Here is a 21,417-nt window from a genome sequence, read left to right as displayed (position 1 = left end):
TTGGTGAAAGGGGTAAGCCGAGCATAGGGCGGCCTGCCGGGCAGACAAGCGGCCTGCGACGAAGTGCGGGAAAGCCGCGATGGAACCCCTCACGGAAACGCCGGGCGTGGCCCGGCGCTACCGGGGGGGGCGGGGCAGCGCCCCGCCTTCCCTTACTTCCGCTGCCCCGCGCTTTCGTCACGCACGGCGCGGAACGACTCGTCCTTGCTCCAGTTCGGCCAGCTGCGCGAGTTCGCCAGCTGGTTGCCCAGGGTGTACAGCACCTCCAGGTCGCGGGCGGCGCCGGCGAACACCCAGTCGGGCTGCCACTCGTCGCCCTGCTGGTGGTAGCGCTTGGCGGTGTAGTCCTCCGACGCCTTCCTGCCAGCAGCCACGCCCCCGTCCACCCAGTCCTGTCCGGCCGACCAGGACAGCGCCGGCACGCCGCGCTTGGCGAACGGGAAATGGTCAGAGCGGAAGAACAGGCCCGCTTCCGGCTTCGGATCGGGCGTATAGCGGATGTCCCAGCCCTTGGCCACCTCTTTCAGCTGGTCCAGCAGCTCGAAGCGCGCGGCACCGTAGATGCCGAAGTCGCGCGAGGGGCCGAACGGCGCCATGCCATCCATGTTGATCACCGCCACGGTCTTCTCCAGCGGATACAACGGGTGGGTCGCGTAGTACTCCGAACCCAGCAGGCCCTTTTCTTCGGCGGTGACCGCCAGGAACAGCAGCGAGCGCTGCGGCTGCTTGCCCTTGGCGAAGCCACGGGCCAGTTCGATCAGCGAAGCGGTGCCACTGGCATTGTCCAGCGCACCGTTGAAGATGCGGTCGCCGCGGGCATCGGGCTCGCCCACGCCGATGTGGTCCCAGTGGGCGCTGTAGATCACGGTCTCGTCCGGGTGGCTGCTGCCTTCCAGCCGCGCCGCCACGTTGTGCGAGGTGATCACTTCGGTCTTCACCGCATACTTCGCGTCCAGGCTGGCGCCGGTCAGCGTGACCGGCGTGAAGTCGCGCTGCTGCGCCTTCTTCTTCAGTGCCTCGAAATCCTGGCCGGCCGCGCGGAACAGGTCCACGGCCAGGTCGCGCTGGATCCAGCCTTCCAGCAGGGGGTGACTGTCGGCCGGGTTGTCGCGCACCACATCGAACATGGTGTTGGTGTTGGAGCCGGCCACCGTTGCCCAGCCGTACGAGGCCGGTGCGGTCTCATGCACGATCAGCACGCCCAGCGCGCCCTGGCGTGCGCCTTCCTCGTACTTGTAGGGCCAGCGGCCGTACCAGGTCATGCCCTTGCCGTCGAAGTCGCCCTTGCCGGTCTCGAAGTCCGGGTCGTTGATCAGCACGACCGCGATCTTGCCCTTCAGGTCCACGCCCTTGAAGTCGTCCCAGTTGCGCTCCGGTGCCTTCACGCCGTAGCCGAGGAAGACCAGCGGCGCCTTGCTGATGTCCACCGTGCTGGCGCCGTTCATCGCCGCGCGCACGGCGATCTGCTTGCCCTGCTCCAGCGCGATGGTCCTGTCGCCCTGATGCAGGGCCAGCTGCGGCGTCCCCACGATGTCGCCCTTGCGCAGCGGCACGGCCTGGGTCCACAGGCGCTTGCCATCCTTCAGGTCGCCACCCGGCTGCAGGCCGGCGTCGGCAAACTGCTTGCTCAGGTAGGCGATGGTCTTCGCTTCGCCCGCAGTGGCCGGCGAACGGCCCTCATACGCGTCCGAGGCCAGTTCCTTCACGTCGGCGGAAATCCGCGCGCCATCGAATTTTGGCGTGGCCGCCATCAGCGCGCCCGACACCGACAGGGCCAGCACGCCCAGTGCTACTCGTTTCATTGCTCTCTCCAGCAGGGAAATCCCAGCCGAGTGTACAAAAGGGGCCCGAGGGATTTAAGGCGCTTTTGGCACTGTCGGATGGGCCCGCGCCAGCAGGTGATCGCGTTCGCGCACGTTGTCGGTGAGCGCGGCAGCGGCCTGGAACGCCTGCCGGGCGTCTTCGACCCGACCCAGGTGCTGCAGCACTTCACCACGGACGACCTGCAACGGTGCGTAGTCACGCAGACGGTCATCGGAGAGCAGCGGCTGCAGATGCGCCCAGGCAGCGAACGCGCCCTCGCTGCGCAGGATGGCCACCACCCGGTTCAACGCCACCACAGGCGAAGGCTGGATCTGCAGCAGCCGCGAATACAGCCCGGCGATGCGTGCCCAATCGGTCTGGTCGGCCTGGCGCGCCGTTGCGTGGCACTCGGCAATGCAGGCCTGCAGCACGTAGGGATCGTCGCTACCGCCGGCCGACAGCGCGCGCGCCAGCGCCTGCCGCCCGCGTTCGATCTGCAGCCAGTCCCAGCGTGCGCGGTGCTGCTGGTCCAGCAGCACCGGCCGGCCCTGCGCATCCACCCGCGCCGCGGCGCGCGACGCCTGCAGTTCCATCAGTGCCAGCAGTCCCAGCACGGCGGCGGCCGGCATGCGGTGGGCGAGAATGCGCGCCAGGCGAAGCGCCTCCTCGCACAGCGCTGGCCGCATCCAGTCATCGCCGGCACTGGCGGCGTAGCCTTCGTTGAACACCAGGTAGATCGCTTCCAGCACGGAGGCCAGGCGCGCGGGCAACGCTTCGGCACGCGGCACTTCATAGGGCACCTGCTTCTGCGCGAGCGTGCGCTTGGCGCGCACCACGCGCTGGGCGATGGTCGGTTCCGGCTGCAGGAACGCGCGCGCGATCTCGCTCGTGGTCAGCCCGCCGAGCAGGCGCAGGGTCAGCGCCACGCGCGCGTCCGCGGGCAGTACCGGATGGCACGCCACGAACATCAGGCGCAGCAGATCGTCGCCAAGATCGTCTTCCAGCGCGGTGCTGTCGTCCGGTGCCGGCAGCGCGGCCGGATGCAGTGCCTCGCCCCACTGCGCATGCTGCTGCGCCACCCGCTGGTGCTGGCGCAGTACATCGATGGCCCGGTTGCGCGCAGTGGTCATCAGCCAGGCTCCAGGATTGTCCGGGATGCCCTGCTCCGGCCAACGCTCCAGCGCAGCCAGCCAGGTGTCCTGGGCCAGTTCCTCGGCACGGCCGACATCACCGCCGAGCAGTCGCGCCAGGCGCGCGATCAACACTGGCGATTCCATCCGCCAGAGAGTCTCCAGGCGCTGGGTCAGGGCGGGCTCGTGCATGCGCCGATCACAGCATGCACGTTCCCGCCGCACAAGCACTGGCAGTCACGCTTCGACGATGGGCCTGAAACCGCCCCAGAACATCCGCCGGGTATCGAACGGCATGTCCTTCGGGCCGATGCCGGCCAGGCGCGGATCGGCCATCACCTTCGCGTTGATGCGGTCACGTGCCGCACGCGATCGGAACACCACGAAGGCCACGATCACGGTCTCGCCCGGCTTGGCCTTCACCGCACGCGGGAACGAGGTCGACGTGCCGGGTTCCACGTCGTCGGCCACGCATTCCATGTACTGAAGCGCACCGTGATCCTTCCACACCGCACCGGCCTTGCGGGCAAGGCGGCGGTAGGCCGCGACCTTGTCCTCGGGGCACGGCAGCACATAGGCATCGACGTAAGCCATGAGCGTTCTCCTGTCGTCGGGCGTGGCCGCTCAGCCCGGCTCGCCGTCCATGTGGGCGATTTCCCAGAGATGTCCGTCCAGGTCCTGGAAGCCACGCTGGTACATGAAACCATAGTCGCGCGCCGGCTGCGGTTCAGTGGCACCGGCGGCAAGTGCCTTGTCCACCATCACGTCCACTGCGTTGCGGCTGTCGGCGGACAGGCAGGTGATCACCTCGGTCTGCGCCTGCGCGTCGGCGATCGCCTTGGTGGTGAACTGCTGGAAGAACGGCTTGACCAGCAGCATCACGAAGATGCTGTCGCTGACCACCATGCAGGCCGCGTTCTCATCGGTGAACGCCGGGTTGAAGTGGTAGCCCAGTGCGGCGAAAAAGGCCTTGGACTTGTCCAGATCCTGCACGGGCAGGTTGACGAAGATCATCTGCGGTTGCGGTGTGCTCATTGCTCAGGTTCCCTGGGAAATGGAAAGAAGGCGGGCAATCAGGGCTGCTTCATGCAGTTGACCATCCACGGCTTGCCGTAGCGATCGGTCAACATGCCCCAGCGGTGCGCCCAGAACGTCTCGGCGATCGGCATCTGCACCTGGCCCCCATCGGCCAGCGCGGCGAACACGCGCTCGGCCTCCTCGATGCTGTCGACATCGACATTGATGGTGGTCGAGCCACCGTCGCCGGCACCGGGGCCGTCGGCGGCCATCAGGATGGCACTGCCGATTTCCAGCTGGCTGTGGGCCACGTGGTCAAGGGTGTCGGCCGGCATCTCGTTGCACCCCGGCGAGCCGTCGGAGGGGGGCATGTCGCGGTACTTCATTTCCGAGGTGACCTGGCCACCCAGGGCCTTGGCGTAGAAGGCCATCGCCTCGTGGGCCTGGCCGCTGAAGCCAAGGAAGGGAATCAGTTTCATCGGGGTGCTCCGTTCGGTTGAAGATGTCGAGTGTTCGCGGCGTGGCGGGGCTCAGCCTTCGAGCTGCTCGCGCAGACGCTGTTCCTGCTGCTGTAATTCGGGGGTGAAGGCTTCGCCGAAGTCTTCGGCGGAGATCAGCGGGCGCACCTCGAGCGTGCCACCACTGCCAAAGGGGGCGCGGCTGGCCCATTCCACAGCCTCGTCGAGCGAGCGGACATTCCACAGCCAGAAGCCTGCGATCTGGTCGGCGACGGGCGCGAACGGGCCGCTCTCGACCTGCGGTCCAGCGCCGCCGAAGTGAATGCGGCGGCCACGCGCGGTGGCATGCAGGCCTTCACCGGCCAGCATGATGCCGGCGGCAACCAGCTGTTCGTTGTAGGCGCCCATGGCCGTCAGCTCCTGCTCGCTGGGCAGGCGTCCGGCTTCGGAATCGGCGTTGGCTTTGACGATCACCATGACTTTCATGTGGGTCTCCCGTGGGGCGCAGGTGCGCGCCCTTCACTGTTACAACGAACGAGGGGACGGGGAATCGACAAATTCTGAAAGTTTTTTTTTGGGGGGGCATCGGGCACCGGTCTCCCGCGCTGCAACATGCCCCGGCGCAAACCTGCGCGATCATGCAGGTCCGCCCCGCCCCGCCAGGATCGCGCCATGCAGCAGTACCTGCTTCTGATCTACATCGAACCTGCCTTGCTGCAGGCCCTGCCGACCGAGGCGTTCAACACCTTGATGCGCGACTGCCTGGCCCACGCCGACAGGCTGCAGGCCGAAGGCACGCTGCTGCTGGCCCAGAAACTTCAGCCGGTGGATACCGCGCAGACCCTGCGCGTCCGCGACGGCCAGAGCCGGGTGCTGGATGGCCCGTTCGCCGAAACCCGCGAGCTGCTGGCCGGCTTCAATCTCATTGTGGCGCGCGACCGTGACGAGGCGATGCGCATCGCGCGCGAGTTCCCGTGGGCACGCTTCGGCAGCATCGAAGTGCGCCCGCTGGAGGACATGGACGCCGAGCGCGAGGGCTGCGGCGCCCCGCCCGCTATGGCAGCAGCCGTACTCTGACCTCGCGCTTGCCGATGCCCTCGTTGCCGCTGTAGTCGCGCACGCTGGCACGCACGATGTAGTCCCCCGGCGGCAGGGCTGCCGGCTGCCAGCGGCCGGTCTCCATCAGGCCATCGCGCACGGTGTTGGTGACCAGGTAGCGGAAACGGGTGACGGCGCTGCCGTGCACCGTGATGCCGCTGTCCGGTGCGTAGGCAACCTTTACGGCGGCATTCTGCGGCGGCATGCGGTTGAACACGATGTTCCAGCGCGGCTGCTCGTAGCCCTGCAGCGGCCGACCGGCCGCATCCAGGATCTGGTAGCCCACCTGGTACGCGCCCAGCCTGCGCCGGGCCAGGTTGTTGTCGACCTGGTCCCAGGCCTCGACCACGATCTGCACGCCCCGTCCCTGCCGCGCGACCATCACGCTGCCGTCGCTCCCCGCCGTCATCGGTTGGTCGTTGGCGTCCAGCAGCGCCACATCGGTGATGCGCGGCGCGAAGTGATCGGCGAAGTTGCGGAACCCCAGCGCGACCGCGTTGGTTTCAAAGCCGCTGGTGCCCACCGCCAGATGCACGTGCGCCTGGCTGTTGATGCTGCCCAGGCGATCGCCCACGTGGATGCGCGTGCCCCGGCGCACGCGGATGCGTTCCAGCGCGCCCTGGTCGTCATACAGCGCCTGCCAGCGCGCGTCGAACGGTTCCCCGCGCGGCGTGCGGCCCACCCGCATGTGGATGTACTTCAGCCGGTCCACCGCCAGCCCTTCGCCCTGCCCGCCCAGGCTCCAGCTGGCCACCGGGCTGCTGATCTTGCCCTCGGCAATGGCCAGCACGGTCTGGCCGACATCGCCGCGCACATCGAAGCCGCCGTGCAGATGGTGCCGGCTCTCACCCCTGAAATTGCCCCGCACCTCGCCCAGCGTGCCGACCACTTCGTGCCAGCCCTCCTGCGGTGCCAGCGGCCAGCGCCCGGCCGTGTCCGGCAGCGCTGCGTCAGCGGCGGGTCCAACCAGCGCAGGGGCCGGAAGCTCGCCCACCGGCAGCGGCCGCAGCCGATGCAGCCGGTATCCGGCCGCGTCGGCCACCAGCAGGCTGCCGTCCGCATCCAGCGCCAGGCCGCTGGGGCGCGCCAGCCGCGGCAGTCGGTCATTGCCCACCAGTGCGATCTGGTGGCCCTGTGCGGTGACCTGCACCACGCGTCCCTCAAGGTCGCCCACGTACAGCACGCCATCATGGGTCGCGGCCAGCGACAGCGGCCCGTTGATGACCCCGCCACTGCCGACCCACGTGCTGACCGTGCCATCGGCACCCACACGACGCACCGCGTTGTTGAACAGATCCGCCACCAGCAGGGCCCCGTGCGCGTCGAAGGCCAGCGCCACCGGTGTATCGAACCGCGCCTCGCCTCCTGCCGCGTCGATGAAACCGGGCCGATCGCCCCCGGCGAGGGTGCGCACACTGCCGTCGGTGCCGATCACCCGGATCCGGTCGTTCCAGGTATCGGCCACGTAGATCTGCCCCTGCGCATCCACCGCAATACCCATCGGTGCATCGAAACGTGCCTGCGCGCCGGGACCGTCGGCGTATCCCTGCTCGCCGCCGGCCACCGTGGTCACCTGGCCATCGACGCCAATGCGGCGGATCGCATGGTTGCCGGTGTCGGCCACGTACAGATTGCCCTGTGCATCGGCGGCGATGCCGGACGGCGTGTGGAAGCGTGCCTGCAATGCCGGGCCATCGACGCGACCTTCGCCCTGCCCGGCCACGGTCTCGACGCGGCCATCGGGCAGGCGGCGGCGGATACGGTTGTTGTCGCCGCCATCGGTGAAGTAGACGCTGCCATCGGCCAGCCGCAGCAGCGCGTAGGGGTCGGCGAAGCGCGCCTGCGCGGAGGCGCCATCCCGATCGCCCGGATGGCCATCACCGGCCAGCAGTTCGATCTGCGCGGTCCATGCCAGCGGCGTCGGCGCTGGTCCCGCAGGTGTGTCGGGGTGGGGTTCGTCCGGCAGCCAGAAGGTCGCTGCCAATGCACCGGCGGTTGCCACCGCAACCGCCGCCATCCAGTATCGCCGCGCCATCGTGTTCCATCATTCAACGGGGAGCGACGAACTTAGCCAGTAGTTCCACCAATGCCAACCCGCATCGGCCTCAGCCGCACGCTCGGGTGCTGTTGCAGCGCGCACTTTTATTTCGTCAGGCCAGGCATCGCTGTGCTTCAGCGGCCCTACCCTGCGCTCGCACAGCGCAGCCTGGTTGGCCGGCTCCAGCGCGGTGTCGAGCAGCAGCGCGTCGGCGAACAGCTTCCAGTCGCCATCCTGCATGTAGGACGCTACCGCATGGGGATGCGATCTCAGCGCGGGCTGCGGAAACGCGACGGCCCACACCTGCTTTCGCCCGTGCGATTCGCTGCTGCGCAGGTCGCGCCGTACCGCTGCGCAGGAATAGCGGATGTGGGTGGCCATGCAGGTGTTGCCCGCCATCCTGCACGACCCCAGCCGGCGGCCCTTGCCGGTGGCGAAATCGTGCCGGCTCAGGCCCAGGATCAACCGGTCGGGGATCGTGCCGAAGGTCTGCTCCAGGCGCGGATGATGGTAGTTGGCCATCGCCGTCGGCGGCTGCGCCGGCACCAGCATGGCCATGCGCAGGTTGCGCAGCGGCGGGAATCCATAGCCATCCAGACCGGCAGCGCGACGGTAGTAGGCGTCCTGCATGCCGCGCAGCGGCGAAGAGCCGTTGCCCAGTGCGTTGTTCATCACGTACGCACCCGAGCTGTGAGTGAACACCCGCAACGGCATGTCCCTGTTGTCCACACCCGCCAGCACCCTGCGCAGCTCCAGCCCCACGTAGGGCCCGTTGAGCTGGGCGGCGCCCCAGATCCGGAACGCATTGCCATGCAGGCCATCCCAGTACACACGCACGAATGACAACGTCTGCCCGCTGGCCGCCCCGCGCTCGCGGAAATCACGCTCCACCCGTTCGTACCAGGCGGCCGCCTCGCGGTAGTCGTTGTTGTAGCCGTGCACCAGCAGCACCACCACACGGCCGTCCTCCGCCGCACGATCCAGCTGCTGCGAGGCGCGCGCACGCAGCACCTGCTGGATCTGCTGCCAGGTGTCAGTGAAGGCGGCGTCGGGCGTCACCCCGGTATCGGCAAGCAGGCTGCGCCACGCCTCTGCCGAGGCAGCACCTGGCACCGCCGACTGCTGGTAGAGATGCCGGAGCGTCGCGAACTCCGCCGACGACGGGCGTGCCCCTTCCAGCATCTGCTGCACCGGCACCGCCACGCTGGCTGCGGGGTAGAGACTGCCCTCACGGTCCAGGAACAGCGCGGTTGCGTCCTGTCGTCGTTCGGCATCGCGATACAACACGTTCTTGCTGGCACAGCCATTGCATGCGATCGCGAACAGCAATGCCGCGACCACGCTCCTGATAGGCTTCATGCACATCCCCCTGTGGATTCGATGCTGCAGGCCGGATCGTCCCTCGACGCCCGGGCCGGCGCTCCCCCGCCCACCCGTGCAGCGCCATCCTGCCGCGGCCGAGGGGCGCCCACAATCACCGTCCGACGAGTGGCTACTTTGCCGGCACCTCGATGCGGATGCCCATCGCCTCGCGATAGCGCGTGTACAACGCCATCACCTTGTCCACGTAGGCCAGCGTTTCCGCGTAGGGCGGTACGCCCTTGTAGCGGGTCACCGCGCCGATGCCGGCGTTGTACGCGGCCGCCGCAAGCGTGCGGTCGCCGTTGTAGCGGCGCAGCAGCGCGCGCATGTAGCGCGCGCCACCGTCGATCGACTGCTGTGGCGAGAACGGGTCGCTCACCCCGTACTCCAGTGCGGTCTCGGGCATCAGCTGCATCACGCCCAGGGCGCCCTTGCTGGACACCGCCAGCGCGTCGAAGTTGCTTTCGGCGTGGGCGATGGCACGCAGCCAGGCATCATCAACACCGGTCGCCTTCGCTGCCGCCCTGAACTGCCGCGCGTGCGGTGCCAGCTGCGGCTTGCCGACCCGGCCCAGGCCCTCATGCGCAGGCTCGCCCGGCGGCGTGGCCACGGTGAATTTCAGGAACACCCGCGAGCCCGGCAGATTGCGGGTGGAATAGACCAGCCGGCCGTCCTGCTCACGTTCGTACAGCACGCCGCTGAACACACCCATGTTGCCCCACAGGTTCGGGGTCTGGATGGCGTTGTCGTCGATATCTCGCGCGGTGCAGCGCGAACCGGGTTCCGGCGCGGTGGCCAGGCTGACGGTGTTGCCCTGCACGCAGCGGTACACCGTGCGCGCAGCCGCCGTCCCGGCCCACAGGAGGGACAGCAGCATCAGCGCAGCGAGGACGGGGCGGCGGGTCATGGCGGCCGGATCATCCGGCCGCCCCCGCTAACGATGGGTGAATGCGGTGGCGGCCGCGCCCCTAGCGGGCCATCCGGCCGCGCAGCGCGTAGCCCACGCCCAGCAGCACGAACCACGCCGGGCTGGCGATCAGGGCCTGGCGGGTATCGGCCTGCAGGCTCAACAGGACCAGCACGCCCGCGAAGAACACCAGGCACGCCCAGCACATCGCCACGCCACCGGGCATCTTGAAGATCGAGGCCTCGTGGCGCTGCGGGTAACGGCGGCGGTAGACCATGTAAGCCACCAGGATCAGCGACCAGACGAAGATGAAGAGCACCGTCGCCAGCGTCGTCACCAGGGTGAAGGCGGTCACCAGATTCGGGATCAGGTAGATCAGCAGCGTGCCGCCCAGCAGGCACAGGCAGGAGAACAGCAGCCCGCGGGCCGGCACCGCCGCGCGCGACAGTTTCGACAGGCCGCGCGGCGCGTGGCCTTCTTCCGCCAGGCCATACAGCATGCGGCTGGTGGAGAAGATGCCGCTGTTGGCCGAGGACGTTGCCGAGGTCAGCACCACGAAATTGATCAGGCTGGCGGCGGCAGGGATCCCGGCCAATACGAACAGCTGCACGAACGGGCTCTTGTCCGGCACCACCTGCCGCCACGGCGTCACTGCCATGATCGCCACCAGCGCAAGCACGTAGAAGATGATGATGCGCACCGGGATCGAGTTGATCGCCTTGGGCAGGTTGCGCTCCGGGTCGGCGGTTTCAGCGGCGGTGGTTCCCACCAGCTCGATGCCGACGAAGGCGAACACCGCGATCTGGAAACCGGCAAAGAAGCCGACCAGTCCCATCGGGAACATGCCACCGTCGTTCCACAGGTTGGCCAGCGAGGCGGTGTGCCCGCTGGGCGAGGTGAAGCCCCACGCCACCAGGCCGGCGCCGGTGATGATCAGCGCGCAGATCGCCACGATCTTGATCAGCGCGAACCAGAACTCCATCTCACCGAACAGCTTCACTGTCACCAGATTCAGCCCCAGCAGCAACAGCACGCACATCAGTGCCGGAATCCACGCATCCAGGCCGGGGAACCAGAACTGTGCGTACGCAGCGATGGCGATGACATCGGCGATGGCGGTGACGATCCAGCAGAACCAGTAGGTCCATCCACAGAAGAAGCCGGCCCAGGGCCCAAGCAGATCGGTGGAAAAATCGATGAAGGATTTGTACTGCAGGTTGGACAGCAGCAGTTCGCCCATCGCGCGCATGACGAAGAACAGCATCGCGCCGATGATCAGGTAGACGAATACGATGGACGGGCCGGCCAGGCTGATGGTCTTGCCCGATCCCATGAACAGACCGGTGCCGATGGCACCGCCGATGGCAATCAGCTGAAGGTGGCGGTTGGACAGGCTGCGGCGCAGATGCTCGGGGGGCTGGGCAGGGTCGGTCATGGGCGGAATCGGCGGGCGAAGCGTCCGACGGTAGTCCTCCCGGGCCGGTTGCGCCAGCTGGGGACGGGCTGAATCCGGCAAAGTTGGCCGCTTTCACCACAATGTGACCGAATACCTGATTCGTCCCATTCCGCCCGGCGCGGCGGCATGCTCAGATAGCCGCATCTGCCCAAGGATCGGCCCGACCATGCGCCCTGCCCTGCCTGCCTTGCTGGAGCCCCGGACGTGAGCCGACTGCGGATCATCATCGGGGGAACCGCGCTGGCGCTGCTGGCGGCGGCCATTCCCATCGCCGTCATGGCCTACGCCACGTGGGACCGCGCCGTGAGCGTGGAGCAGCAGCGCCTGCACGACATCGCCGAGCGCACCCTGCGGCGCGCGGACCTGTCCTACCAGGAAGCGCTGGCCGCACTGAAATCAGCCGAGGCCACCGCACTCCCCGCCTGCAGCCCGGAGCACATCCGGCGCATGCAGACGCTGGTGATGACCACCCCTTCGGCCGATCAGCTGGGCTATTTCGAAGGCGGCAAACTGCGGTGCACCTCATGGGGGCCGTTCCTGTCCCACGTGAACCAGCCCAGGCCGGACCACGTCACCAGCGACGGCGCCGGCATCGCGGTCGATGTGCGTCCCGAGACCAGCGGCCGCCGCAAGGTGCTGTCGATCCTGTATGGCTCCTACGACGTACTGGTCGATCCCCGCCGCTTCGTCGATGTCATCGTTGATCCGAACGTGCGGCTGGCCCTGGCCAGCCCCGACGGCCGCCTGCTGGCCCGGCAGAACGACATGGATCCGGCGCTGCTGCAGAGCCTGCTGCGCGATCCCGGCATTGGTCTGGACCAGAACACGCTGTACGCCACCGCTCGCAATGAAGAATGGCTGGCCATCGCCACCACCCCGCGGACCGCGCTCACCGCCAGCTTCCGCCAGCAGGCGTGGCTGTTCGTGCCGCTGGGCGTGCTGCTGGCCGCCGCCGGTGCCGGCCTGGTGATCTGGTTGTCGCGCCGCCGGCTGTCGCTGCGGGGTGAACTGGCCACCGCCATCCGCCGTCGCGAGCTGTACCTGCATTACCAGCCGATCATCGAACTGGACACCGGCATCTGCGTGGGCGCCGAAGCGCTGGTGCGCTGGCAGCGTCCGGACGGCACCCAGGTGCGTCCGGACCTGTTCATTCCGCTGGCCGAAGAGGCCGGCATGATCGGCGATGTCACCGATCTGGTGATCGAGAACGTGGTGCGCGACCTGCGCGAACTGCTGGTCGGCGATCGCAGCGCGCACGTGGCGATCAACCTGGCAGCTGAAGACATCAGCAGCGGCCGCGCGTTGAAGATGATCGCCAAGCACATGACCGGCAGCGGCATCCTGCCGCAGCAGATCTGGATGGAGGCCACCGAGCGCGGCTTCCTCGACCTGGACCGCGCCCGCACGATGCTGGCCGCGGCACGCCGCGCCGGGCACAGCGTCGCCATCGACGATTTCGGCGTGGGCTATTCCAGCCTGCAGTACCTGGCACAGCTGCCACTGGATGCGCTGAAGATCGACAAGTCCTTCGTCGATGCGATCGGCACCGACAGTGCCACCAGCCCGGTCACCCCGCACATCATCGGCATGGCGCGCGAGCTGGGCCTGTGGGTCGTGGCCGAAGGCGTGGAGACAGAAGCGCAGCTGGCCTATCTGCACGGTCAGAAGGTGCAGTTCGGGCAGGGCTGGCTGTTCTCCCGGCCGCTGCCACGTGACGAATTCGTGGCGTTCCACCACAAGCGGCAGCAGCGCTACGGCGCAGCGCGCGAACAGATGCAGAACCCGCGCAGCGTACCGATCGAACAGGAGCCACTGCCGTAAGCGTTACGCCCAGGCCTTCGGGCGTGCGATCAGCCACGCCGCACTTGCCGCCAGCAACAGCAGCGGCAGCCAGCCCAGATGGCGCGCGTCACCGGACTGCAGCACCAGGCCACCGGCCACGCCGCCAGCCGCAATGGCCAGGTTCCAGCCGGTCACCAGCATCGACTGCGCAAGGTCGGCCGCCGCGCCGGCGCGCCGCGCCAATGCCGTCTGGAACAGGGTCGGCACCGCGCCGAACGCCACACCCCACGCGATCGTCGCCAGCAGCAGTGCGGTCGCGCTCACCGGCCACAACAGCAGCGCCATGACGGCGGCGATGAAGCCCAGCACCGTGCTCCAGACCAGCGCATGCAGGTGACGATCCACGCCCCAGCCAGCGATCGCGATACCGACAAGGGCCGCCATGCCGAACGCCAGCAGCAGGCGGTCCAGCCAGGCCCCCGCACCGGCCTGCAAGGCCAGAGGCTCGATGTAGGTGTACAGCACGTTGTGCGCGAGTACGTACAGCGCCATCACCAGCAAGGTGCTGCGCACGCCCGGCATGCGCCATACCGAAGCCAGCGACACACGCCGTCCGGAGCCGGCTGCGGGCAGGGCCGGCAGGGCCCAGCGCGCATAGACCAGCAGCAGCACCGCCAGCACGCTCATCAGGGCGAACGCCCAGCGCCACCCGATCTGCTGGCCCAGCAGGGTACCGGCTGGCACGCCCAGTGACAGGGCCAACGGCGATCCGATCATCGCCACCGCGATGGCGCGTCCCTGCAGCTCAGGCACCACCATGCGCGCGGCGTAACCTGCCACCAGCGACCACAGCAGGCCGCCACTGACGCCGGCCAGGAAGCGCGCCGCCAGAATCAGCGCGTAGCTGCTGCTCAACGCGGTCAGCGTATTGACCAGCACGAAGCCGGCGATCGCGGCCAGCAACAGGGGACGACGCGGCAAACGCTGGGTCAGCGCGGTCATCGGCAGCGCCGCCAGTACCGAACCCAGCGCGTACACGCTGACCAGCTGACCCACCGCCGCATCGCTCACACCCAGGCTGGCGCCCATCGGACGCAGCACCCCGGCCGGCAGTGTTTCCGTCAGCAGGGTGATGAAGGCACCGCCGGCCAGCGCCAGCAGGCCGGCCCAGGGCAGGCGCGAGGCCGCACCCGCGGGTGCGGCCGCATCGATCGCGTGGCCACTCATCGTGCAGCCTCCAGATCGGCGTAGACCGCATCGCGCAGTTCATCCACGAATGCACCGTCCATGCCCTCGTACAGCGTATTGGTCAGCGCCACCACGCTCAGGCCCCGTGCCGGGTCGACGAACCAGCTGTGGCCGTAGGCACCGCCCCAGCGCCAGCTGCCCGGCGCCTGCGGCGTTGCGCCGGCAACCGCATCGCGCAGCACGGCAAATCCCAGGCCGAAGCCCCAGCCTGCCGGCTCCGGCGGCCCCGCCTCACCCACCTGGGGCGTGCCCATCTGCGCCAGCAGCGGGGCCGGCAGCAGCGCAGGCGCCTGCCCGTCGCGCAGCGCCTCGAGCACCGTCATCAGATCGTCGGCCGTGCCGACCAGGCCCGCGCCGGCCGATGGATAGCGGCTGGCATCGGTGGCCCGGGCCAGGCTGTACTCGATACCGACCGTTTCCGGGAACACCGGCACGACCTCGCCCTCGCGCAGGCGGTGCGGCAGCGGGTCGTCGCTGACATAGGGCGTGGCCAGGCGGCTCGCGTCGCCGGTTGCGAAGGCGGTGTCGCGCAGGCCGAGCGGCGTCGCCAGCAGGCGCTCGAACAGCACCTGCAGGGTCTCGCCCGTTGCGGCTTCGGCCACCGCCCCGGCCACGTCCACGCCCAGCGAATACATCCACTGGCTGCCCGGCGGGAACAGCAGGGGCACCTGTGCGATACGCCGCACGTTGTCGGCCAGCGACAGCGGATTGGCATCCATGCCATCACTGACGCCGGCCCGCGCGTAGGGGCCGTGCGCATCGGCTTCCAGGAAGCGGTAGCCCAGGCCGCTGCTGTGACTGAGCAGCTGGCGCAGGCTGATGGCCGGGGTGCTGCCGTCGGCGAGCGCCGGCCGGAAATCGGGCAGCCAGCGCTGCACGGGCGCATCCAGATCAAGCACACCCTCGGCGACCAGGCGCAGGATCACCACCGTCAGCAGAGGCTTGCTCACCGATGCCAGGCGGAACAGATGGTCACGGCGCATCGGTTCCCCGCGTTCACGGTCGGCCAAGCCGGTGGCGCTGGCGTGGCGCAGCACCCCGTGCACGCGCACCTGCACGACCGCACCGACCAGCCGATGAGGGTGCACCTGCTGCAGCAGGCGCTGCACCGACGGCAGGGCGGGTTCAGTCACTGGGGAAAGAGCGGCATTCATGACGGCAGTCCGTGGGAGGAGAGGCCGCCACCTTAGGCAGCCTGGACGCCGGCAAAAAGCCGGTTGCCGCTCCGCGCATCATGGACCGGGGAGTCCGCAATGGGCATGATGCCCGGAACCGGAAGGCCATCATGCCGCTCCCCTGCCTGCCACGCCCATGTCCGTTCTCGACAATCTCGCCAACCTGCAGACCTTCGTGCACGCCGCCGACACCCGCAGCTTCGTCGAAACCGGGCGCCTGCAGGGCATTTCCGCCTCCGCGGCGGGCAAGTGCGTGGCGCGGCTGGAACAGGCCCTGGGCGTACGCCTGTTCCACCGCAGTACGCGCAGCATCACCCTCACCGCGGAGGGCCAACTGTTCCTGGCCCGTTGCCGGCGCATCCTCGACGAGCGCGATGCTGCGCGTACCGAACTGGCGCAACCGCATGCCACGCCCAGTGGCACCCTGCGCATCAGCCTGCCGCTGGTCGGCGACCTCACCCTGCCGCTGATGGCCGAATTCATGGCGGCGTATCCGGACATCCGCCTCGACCTGGACTTCAGTGACCGCCTGGTGGACGTGATCGAAGAAGGCTTCGACGCAGTGCTGCGCGTGGGTGAGCCCAGCGATTCGCGCATGAACGCGCGTCGGATGGGGGTGTTTCCCCGGCGTGTCGTTGCCTCGCCTGCCTATCTGCAGCGGCGTGGTACGCCCCGCACCCCGGCCGACCTGCTGCAGCACACGCTGCTGCACTACCGCTTCCCCAGCAGCGGCAAGCTGGAGCCATGGCCGATCCACTGGCCCGAAGGCGAACCCGTGCATGAGCTGCCCGTGCACATGGTCGCCAACACCATCGAAGCCCGTGTGGCCCTGGCCCTGCGCGATGTCGGCCTGGCCTTCGTGCCCGTGCATTCAGTGCGCGATACGCTGGCCGACGGGCGCCTGGTGACAGTGCTGGACGAGTACGTGCACTCCTGCGGCACCTTCCACCTGTTGTGGCCCTCGGGGCGCCACGTACTGCCGAAGCTGCGCGTGTTCATCGACTTCGTCGGCGCGCGCCTGGACACCGTGCCGTAGCCACGCCGCGGCGCGACCGTTCAGCCGCCGGCGCTATACTGGCCGCTCATTCCTCCTTGAGGCTCGCGACCGATGCGCCATTGATGCCGCCGTCTTCGAACTAGACGGCCCGACGCTTCCCGCCCCTGCGCGCAGGGGAGAACACGGCATCCATGGAGGTCGCATGACCGCACATTTCCTCACGCTCGATCGCGTGTCGTATCGACTGGCCGATGGCCGGTCGCTGTTTTCAGACCTGTCGTTTTCCTTTGAACCGGTCGCCATCGGCCTGGTCGGCGCCAACGGTGCCGGCAAGAGCGTGCTGGCGCGCCTGCTGGCGGGGCAGATCACGCCGGAAAGCGGCGACGTGCACCGCAGCGGCAACGTGTTCCTGCTGCCCACGCCCGGCCACCCACCCCGTGGCAGCGTCGGCGAACTGGCCGGCGTCGGCCCGCAGCTGGCCGCACTGGCGCGGATCGAGGCTGGCAGCATCGACGAGGCCGACTTCGCCTGCATTGGCGAGCATTGGGATCTGCGCGAGCGGCTGGCACAGCACTGGCAGGCGCAACAGCTACCGGACGATCTCGATCCTGCGCAGCCGGCGGCCCGCCTCAGTGGTGGCCAGGCGATGCAGGTGGCGCTGTCCGGCGCCTGGGCCAGTGGCGCCGACTGGCTGATTCTGGACGAGCCCAGCAATCACCTCGACGCCCGCCATCGGCAGCAGCTCTACGCGCAGCTGCAGCAGTGGACCGGCGGTCTGCTGGTGATCAGCCACGACCGCGAACTGCTATCGCACATGCAGCAGATCGTCGAGCTGGACGCGCACGGCCTGCGTCGCTACGGCGGCCCCTGGCAGCACTATGCCGAGGCACGCGCCGCCGAGCGGGACGCAGCCGATGCACAGCTTGACCAAGCACGTGCGCAGCACCGGCGGCAGCAACGCAGCGCGCGCGAGCAGCACGAACGCCAACAGCAGCGGCAGGCACGCGGCACGCGCGAGGCGAAGCAGGCCAACCAGGCACCGATCCTGCTCGGCCGGCAGAAGCAGCGCGCAGAAGCCAGCCACGGGCGTGCGCAGCAGATCCAGAACGAGCGCCTGCAGGCCAGTGCCGCGCAGGTGCGCGCCGCTTCATCGGCCGTGCAGGCCATACCCGAGCTGGCCCTGTTTGCAGGCGAGGGCGAACGTGGCAGTACGCGCCTGCTGCAGGCAACTGATCTCGTACTGCCGTACGGTTGCAGCCTGCCGTTGCAGCTGGAGATCCGTCGCCGGCAACGCATCGCCGTGATCGGCGACAACGGCAGTGGCAAATCGACCCTGCTGCGTGTGCTGGCCGATCACCTGCCCGCCCGCAGTGGCGCCGTGCAGCGCCTGGCGCCGCTGGCCCTGCTGGACCAGCAGCTGCTGGGGTTGTGCGGTACGCGCAGCATTCTGGACAGCGTGCAGGCCGCCAACCCCGCCGCCGATCCTGGCGAGCTGCGCACGCGCCTGGCGTTGCTGGGGCTGGATGCGCAGCGCATCCAGCGTCCCGCCAGCAGCCTCAGCGACGGCGAACGGGTGAAGGGCGGACTGGCCAGCGTGCTGTATGCCGACCCGGCACCCCAGCTGCTGCTGCTCGACGAGCCCGGCAATGCCCTGGACCTGGGGGCACTGCAGGCGCTGGAACAGCTGCTGGATGCATGGCCGGGCGGGTTGATGATGGTCAGCCACGACCGTCACCTGCTGCAGGCATTGCAGCCCACGCAGGTACTGCAGGTAACAGCAGACGGTTGGCAATGGCACGACCCACGCCCTTGAACTCCTCCCGTCAGCGCTTCCATGCCGGGAACGACTGAGGCAACTGCTGCCACAACAGCGGGCCGGCGCGGAGCTCCTGGTCATCCAGCAGGCACGCATCCAGTTCCGCGCGCACCGCACGTTCGTCCATGTGCACGCCGATCACCACCAGTTCCTGCCGACGGTCCCCCCATAGCGGATGCCACAGCCGCGCCATTGCGGCATGCGCGGCGCGATCCGGGAAGTCCTCCACGCCCGGCAGCGGAGCGCTCCAGCAGTTGGCCTGCTGGCGCGCCCAGCCCACATCGCTGTACGGCAGGGGCGTCGGCGGCAGCAGCGGCGTGGTGTCTTCCAGGCCTGCACGTACGCGATCACGCGCGGCGTACCAGAAGCCTGCGGCCTGCGTGCGCGTTGCCGCGCCAACCGCGTTCAACTCGCCCACCCAGTCCATGCGGTTGGCCAGCCAGAACCAGCCCTTGCTGCGGATCACGCCGGGCATGCCACTGCGCAACGCGCGCGCGAAACGGGCCGGATGGAACGGCCGCCGTGAACGGTAGACGAAACTGGCAATGCCATACTCTTCGCTTTCCGGCGTGTGCTCGCCACGCAACTCCTTCACCCAGCCCGGTGCGCGCTGCGCCCGCTCGAAGTCGAAGCGGCCGGTATCGAGCAGTTCCGTCAGCGGTACATCACCGAAGCTGGACAGCAGCGGCTTCGCATCGCGGTTGAGGCCGCGCAGCACGGCCAGCGTGTCCTGCACCACTTCCTCCTCCACCTGGTCGATCTTGCTGACCACGATCACGTCAGCGAACTCGACCTGCTCGCAGAGCAGGTCGACCACCCCGCGGTCGTCGTCCGGTCCCGCCTGCTGGCCACGCTCGGCCAGGCGCAGGGTCGATCCGAAGTCGGCCAGGAAGGCACTGCCGTCGACCACGGTGACCATCGTGTCCAGCCGGGCGATGTCGCTCAGGCTGAAGCCCTGCTCATCGCGCACCGCGAAGGTCGCGGCCACCGGCATCGGTTCGCCGATACCGGTGGATTCGATCAGCAGGTAGTCGTAGCGGCCGCTGTCAGCCAGCCGCCGCACTTCCTGCAGCAGGTCCTCGCGCAGCGTGCAGCAGATGCAGCCGTTGCTGAATTCCACCAGCGTCTCTTCGGTGCGGCGCAGTTCGGCGCCACCGTCGCGCACCAGCTGCGCATCGATGTTGACCTCGCTCATGTCGTTGACGATGACCGCCACGCGCAGGCCCTCGCGGTTGCGCAGGATCTGGTTGAGCAGGGTGGTCTTGCCGGCCCCCAGAAAGCCGGACAGCACGGTGACGGGCAAGCGGCGGTCGGCGCGGGAAACAGTGTTCATGTCGGAGCGGTCTGGCTGCGGAAAAGAAATGTTACTGTATAACAATTGCTACGCAAGGAACCTCCCCCATGAAGTCCCCTTCCCCCGCACTGCTCGATGCCGGAGCCCTCGCCCTGTCGAGCCTGTGCCTGCTGCACTGCCTGGCGCTGCCCCTGCTTGCCGCCGCGTTGCCACTGTTCGGCGCCTGGGCCCAGGCCGAATGGGTGCATCTGCTGTTCGTGGCGATCGCCCTGCCGCTGACCGGCTACGCCCTGTGGCGGGCCGACCGCCGCCATCGCCTGCCCGTCATGGCCTGGACCGCGGCCGGTCTCGGCCTGGGCCTGCTGCTGGCCGGCGCGCTCGAGCTGCCTTCGCATGCCTGGGAAACGCCGCTGACCGTCACCGGCAGCCTGCTGCTGGCCGCCACCCACATCTGGAACGCGCGGCGCCGGCACCGCCACTGCTGAGCATCGCCGACGGCCCGCCCGGCATTACTTCCCGTAACGCCGCAACAGTTCGACCAGCACCTCGGCCTCCGCCGCCCGCTGCTGCGGGTCTTCAGCCCCGACCACGTGCTCCTGCAGGTGCTCGTGCAGCAACTCCATCAACAGGCTGTGGGCCGCACCACGCACCGCCGCGACCTGCACCAGCACGTCCGAACAGTCGCCCGCTTCACCCTCGGGCCTGTCCAGCGCCTGCTCCAATGCCGCCACCTGGCCGCCAATGCGGCGCACCCGGGTCAGCAGCTGTTTTCGACTTCCGTGTACATGTGCCATGAGTGGATCGTATACCCTATGGGGGTATCAACTCCACCCGCCGGTCACTCCATGCATCTGGACACGCTCGCCGCTGCCCGTCGCCACGACCATCGGTTCGACGATGGCAATCCCCTTGCCGAACGCAATACCCGCCGCGCTCTGTGGCTGACCGTGGGCATGATGCTGGTGGAGATCGTCGGCGGCTGGTGGTTCAACTCCATGGCCGTGCTGGCCGACGGCTGGCACATGAGCTCGCACGCACTCGCGCTGGGCCTTTCGGTGTTCGCCTACCGCTGTGCACGGCGCTACGCGCACGACCCGCGGTTCGCCTTCGGCACCTGGAAGATCGAGATCCTGGCGGGCTATACCAGCGCCATTGCCCTGCTGGGTGTCGCCGCGCTGATGGCCGCGCAGTCCGTGCAGCGGCTGTGGGTTCCCGCGCCGATCCATTACGACGAAGCCATCGCCATCGCCGTGGTCGGCCTGGGCGTGAATCTGCTCTGTGCGTGGTGGCTGCACGACAGCCCCGGCCACGCGCATCATGCGCATGGGCACGAGCACGCGCATCATCACGGGCATCACCACGATCACGTTCATGCCCCTTCGCATGGCCACGATCTCAATCTGCGCTCGGCCTACCTGCACGTGCTGGCCGACGCGGCCACCTCGGTGCTGGCCATCGTCGCACTGCTCGGCGGCAAACTGCTGGGCCTCACCTGGCTGGACCCCGTGATGGGTCTCGTCGGCGCCGTGCTGGTCACGGTGTGGGCGGTCGGCCTGCTGCGTGACAGTGGCCGTATCCTGCTCGACGCGCAGATGGACGCGCCGGTGGTGGCCGAGGTCCGCGAGGTGATCGAGCAGGGCCCATGGCCGGCACGCCTGGCCGACCTGCACGTCTGGCAGGTGGGCCGGGGCAAGTACGCGGTCAGCGCCAGCGTGGTGACCAGCGACGCCCGCCTTGATGCCGATACCGTGCGCCAGGCGCTGGCGATCCACGAGGAGCTGGTGCACGTGACGGTCGAGATCCATCACAGCCCGTCCTGACAGCGCCGAGCATCGC

General features: G+C 68.6%; 20 protein-coding genes. 6 read left to right on the top strand and 14 right to left on the bottom strand.

The features are described from left to right. Positions 1-152: 152 nt before the first annotated feature. From N5J29_RS13955 to N5J29_RS13930, 6 genes are read right to left on the bottom strand one after another with little or no spacing between them, the layout of a single operon-like run. Complete coding sequence (locus tag N5J29_RS13955; RefSeq protein ID WP_053518851.1) at positions 153-1,802, bottom strand: M28 family metallopeptidase; 1,650 nt, start codon at positions 1,800-1,802, stop codon at positions 153-155. Positions 1,803-1,856: 54 nt separating this feature from the next. Beyond that, complete coding sequence (locus tag N5J29_RS13950) at positions 1,857-3,125, bottom strand: sigma-70 family RNA polymerase sigma factor (protein WP_164151009.1); 1,269 nt, start codon at positions 3,123-3,125, stop codon at positions 1,857-1,859. Positions 3,126-3,170: 45 nt separating this feature from the next. Then, the gene (locus N5J29_RS13945; protein WP_053518847.1) at positions 3,171-3,527 is read right to left on the bottom strand and encodes a DUF1428 domain-containing protein; all 357 of its coding nucleotides are present in this window, start codon (positions 3,525-3,527) and stop codon (positions 3,171-3,173) included. Between the two features lie 30 nt (positions 3,528-3,557). Then, entirely contained in the window at positions 3,558-3,968 is a 411-nt protein-coding gene (locus N5J29_RS13940; RefSeq protein ID WP_065175394.1) for a VOC family protein, read from the bottom strand. 38 nt (positions 3,969-4,006) lie between these two features. Next, positions 4,007-4,429 carry a VOC family protein gene (locus N5J29_RS13935; RefSeq protein WP_164151011.1) on the bottom strand — a complete coding sequence of 141 codons (423 nt, stop codon included), beginning with the start codon at positions 4,427-4,429 and terminating at the stop codon, positions 4,007-4,009. 51 nt (positions 4,430-4,480) lie between these two features. After that, entirely contained in the window at positions 4,481-4,894 is a 414-nt protein-coding gene (locus N5J29_RS13930; RefSeq protein WP_053518842.1) for a YciI family protein, read from the bottom strand. Positions 4,895-5,080: 186 nt separating this feature from the next. Between N5J29_RS13930 and N5J29_RS13925 the strand changes: the two genes are divergently transcribed. After that, the gene (locus N5J29_RS13925; RefSeq protein WP_164151013.1) at positions 5,081-5,485 is read left to right on the top strand and encodes a YciI family protein; all 405 of its coding nucleotides are present in this window, start codon (positions 5,081-5,083) and stop codon (positions 5,483-5,485) included. Here N5J29_RS13925 and N5J29_RS13920 read toward each other — a convergent pair. The 4 genes from N5J29_RS13920 to cycA all read right to left on the bottom strand — a co-directional run bounded on the left by N5J29_RS13920 (position 5,463) and on the right by cycA (position 11,248). Beyond that, positions 5,463-7,541 carry an SMP-30/gluconolactonase/LRE family protein gene (locus tag N5J29_RS13920; RefSeq protein ID WP_164151015.1) on the bottom strand — a complete coding sequence of 693 codons (2,079 nt, stop codon included), beginning with the start codon at positions 7,539-7,541 and terminating at the stop codon, positions 5,463-5,465. The genes N5J29_RS13925 and N5J29_RS13920 overlap by 23 nt on opposite strands. Positions 7,542-7,550: 9 nt before the next feature. Then, positions 7,551-8,903: a hypothetical protein gene (locus N5J29_RS13915; protein ID WP_164151017.1), complete on the bottom strand. Its 1,353-nt coding sequence runs from the start codon at positions 8,901-8,903 to the stop codon at positions 7,551-7,553. 133 nt (positions 8,904-9,036) lie between these two features. Then, on the bottom strand, positions 9,037-9,813 hold the full coding sequence (locus N5J29_RS13910; protein WP_053518833.1) for a lytic transglycosylase domain-containing protein: 777 nt from the start codon (positions 9,811-9,813) through the stop codon (positions 9,037-9,039). A gap of 61 nt (positions 9,814-9,874) precedes the next feature. Further along, a complete protein-coding gene (cycA, locus tag N5J29_RS13905; RefSeq protein ID WP_164151019.1) occupies positions 9,875-11,248 on the bottom strand; it encodes a D-serine/D-alanine/glycine transporter in 1,374 nt (457 codons plus the stop codon). 225 nt (positions 11,249-11,473) lie between these two features. On the opposite strand from cycA, the gene N5J29_RS13900 reads away from it, so the two are divergent. Then, complete coding sequence (locus N5J29_RS13900) at positions 11,474-13,090, top strand: EAL domain-containing protein (RefSeq protein ID WP_164151021.1); 1,617 nt, start codon at positions 11,474-11,476, stop codon at positions 13,088-13,090. Positions 13,091-13,093: 3 nt separating this feature from the next. On the opposite strand, the gene N5J29_RS13895 is transcribed toward N5J29_RS13900, so the two are convergent. Then, the gene (locus N5J29_RS13895; RefSeq protein ID WP_164151023.1) at positions 13,094-14,278 is read right to left on the bottom strand and encodes an MFS transporter; all 1,185 of its coding nucleotides are present in this window, start codon (positions 14,276-14,278) and stop codon (positions 13,094-13,096) included. Continuing rightward, entirely contained in the window at positions 14,275-15,453 is a 1,179-nt protein-coding gene (locus tag N5J29_RS13890) for a serine hydrolase domain-containing protein (protein WP_164151025.1), read from the bottom strand. The genes N5J29_RS13895 and N5J29_RS13890 overlap by 4 nt, the downstream gene beginning before the upstream one ends. Positions 15,454-15,610: 157 nt before the next feature. Between N5J29_RS13890 and N5J29_RS13885 the strand changes: the two genes are divergently transcribed. Both N5J29_RS13885 and N5J29_RS13880 read left to right on the top strand, forming a co-directional pair. Continuing rightward, positions 15,611-16,510: a LysR family transcriptional regulator gene (locus N5J29_RS13885; RefSeq protein WP_065175401.1), complete on the top strand. Its 900-nt coding sequence runs from the start codon at positions 15,611-15,613 to the stop codon at positions 16,508-16,510. Positions 16,511-16,673: 163 nt separating this feature from the next. Further along, a complete protein-coding gene (locus N5J29_RS13880) occupies positions 16,674-18,284 on the top strand; it encodes an ATP-binding cassette domain-containing protein (protein WP_164151026.1) in 1,611 nt (536 codons plus the stop codon). Between the two features lie 10 nt (positions 18,285-18,294). Here the strand turns inward: N5J29_RS13880 and N5J29_RS13875 are convergent, their stop codons facing one another. Further along, positions 18,295-19,620: a GTP-binding protein gene (locus N5J29_RS13875; protein WP_164151029.1), complete on the bottom strand. Its 1,326-nt coding sequence runs from the start codon at positions 19,618-19,620 to the stop codon at positions 18,295-18,297. 68 nt (positions 19,621-19,688) lie between these two features. On the opposite strand from N5J29_RS13875, the gene N5J29_RS13870 reads away from it, so the two are divergent. Next, positions 19,689-20,066 (top strand): MerC domain-containing protein, encoded by a 378-nt coding sequence (locus N5J29_RS13870; RefSeq protein WP_164151030.1) that lies wholly within the window; start codon positions 19,689-19,691, stop codon positions 20,064-20,066. A gap of 24 nt (positions 20,067-20,090) precedes the next feature. On the opposite strand, the gene N5J29_RS13865 is transcribed toward N5J29_RS13870, so the two are convergent. Beyond that, on the bottom strand, positions 20,091-20,375 hold the full coding sequence (locus tag N5J29_RS13865; protein ID WP_279924452.1) for a metal-sensing transcriptional repressor: 285 nt from the start codon (positions 20,373-20,375) through the stop codon (positions 20,091-20,093). Positions 20,376-20,426: 51 nt separating this feature from the next. Here N5J29_RS13865 and dmeF point away from each other — a divergent pair, with 51 nt between their 5' ends. Continuing rightward, positions 20,427-21,401 (top strand): CDF family Co(II)/Ni(II) efflux transporter DmeF, encoded by a 975-nt coding sequence (gene dmeF, locus N5J29_RS13860; RefSeq protein ID WP_164151035.1) that lies wholly within the window; start codon positions 20,427-20,429, stop codon positions 21,399-21,401. Positions 21,402-21,417: the final 16 nt, after the last annotated feature.

This window comes from Stenotrophomonas sp. GD03680 (assembly GCF_029844625.1).
Taxonomy (GTDB): domain Bacteria; phylum Pseudomonadota; class Gammaproteobacteria; order Xanthomonadales; family Xanthomonadaceae; genus Stenotrophomonas; species Stenotrophomonas maltophilia_P.
This window is presented reverse-complemented; position numbering and strand designations above follow the sequence as displayed.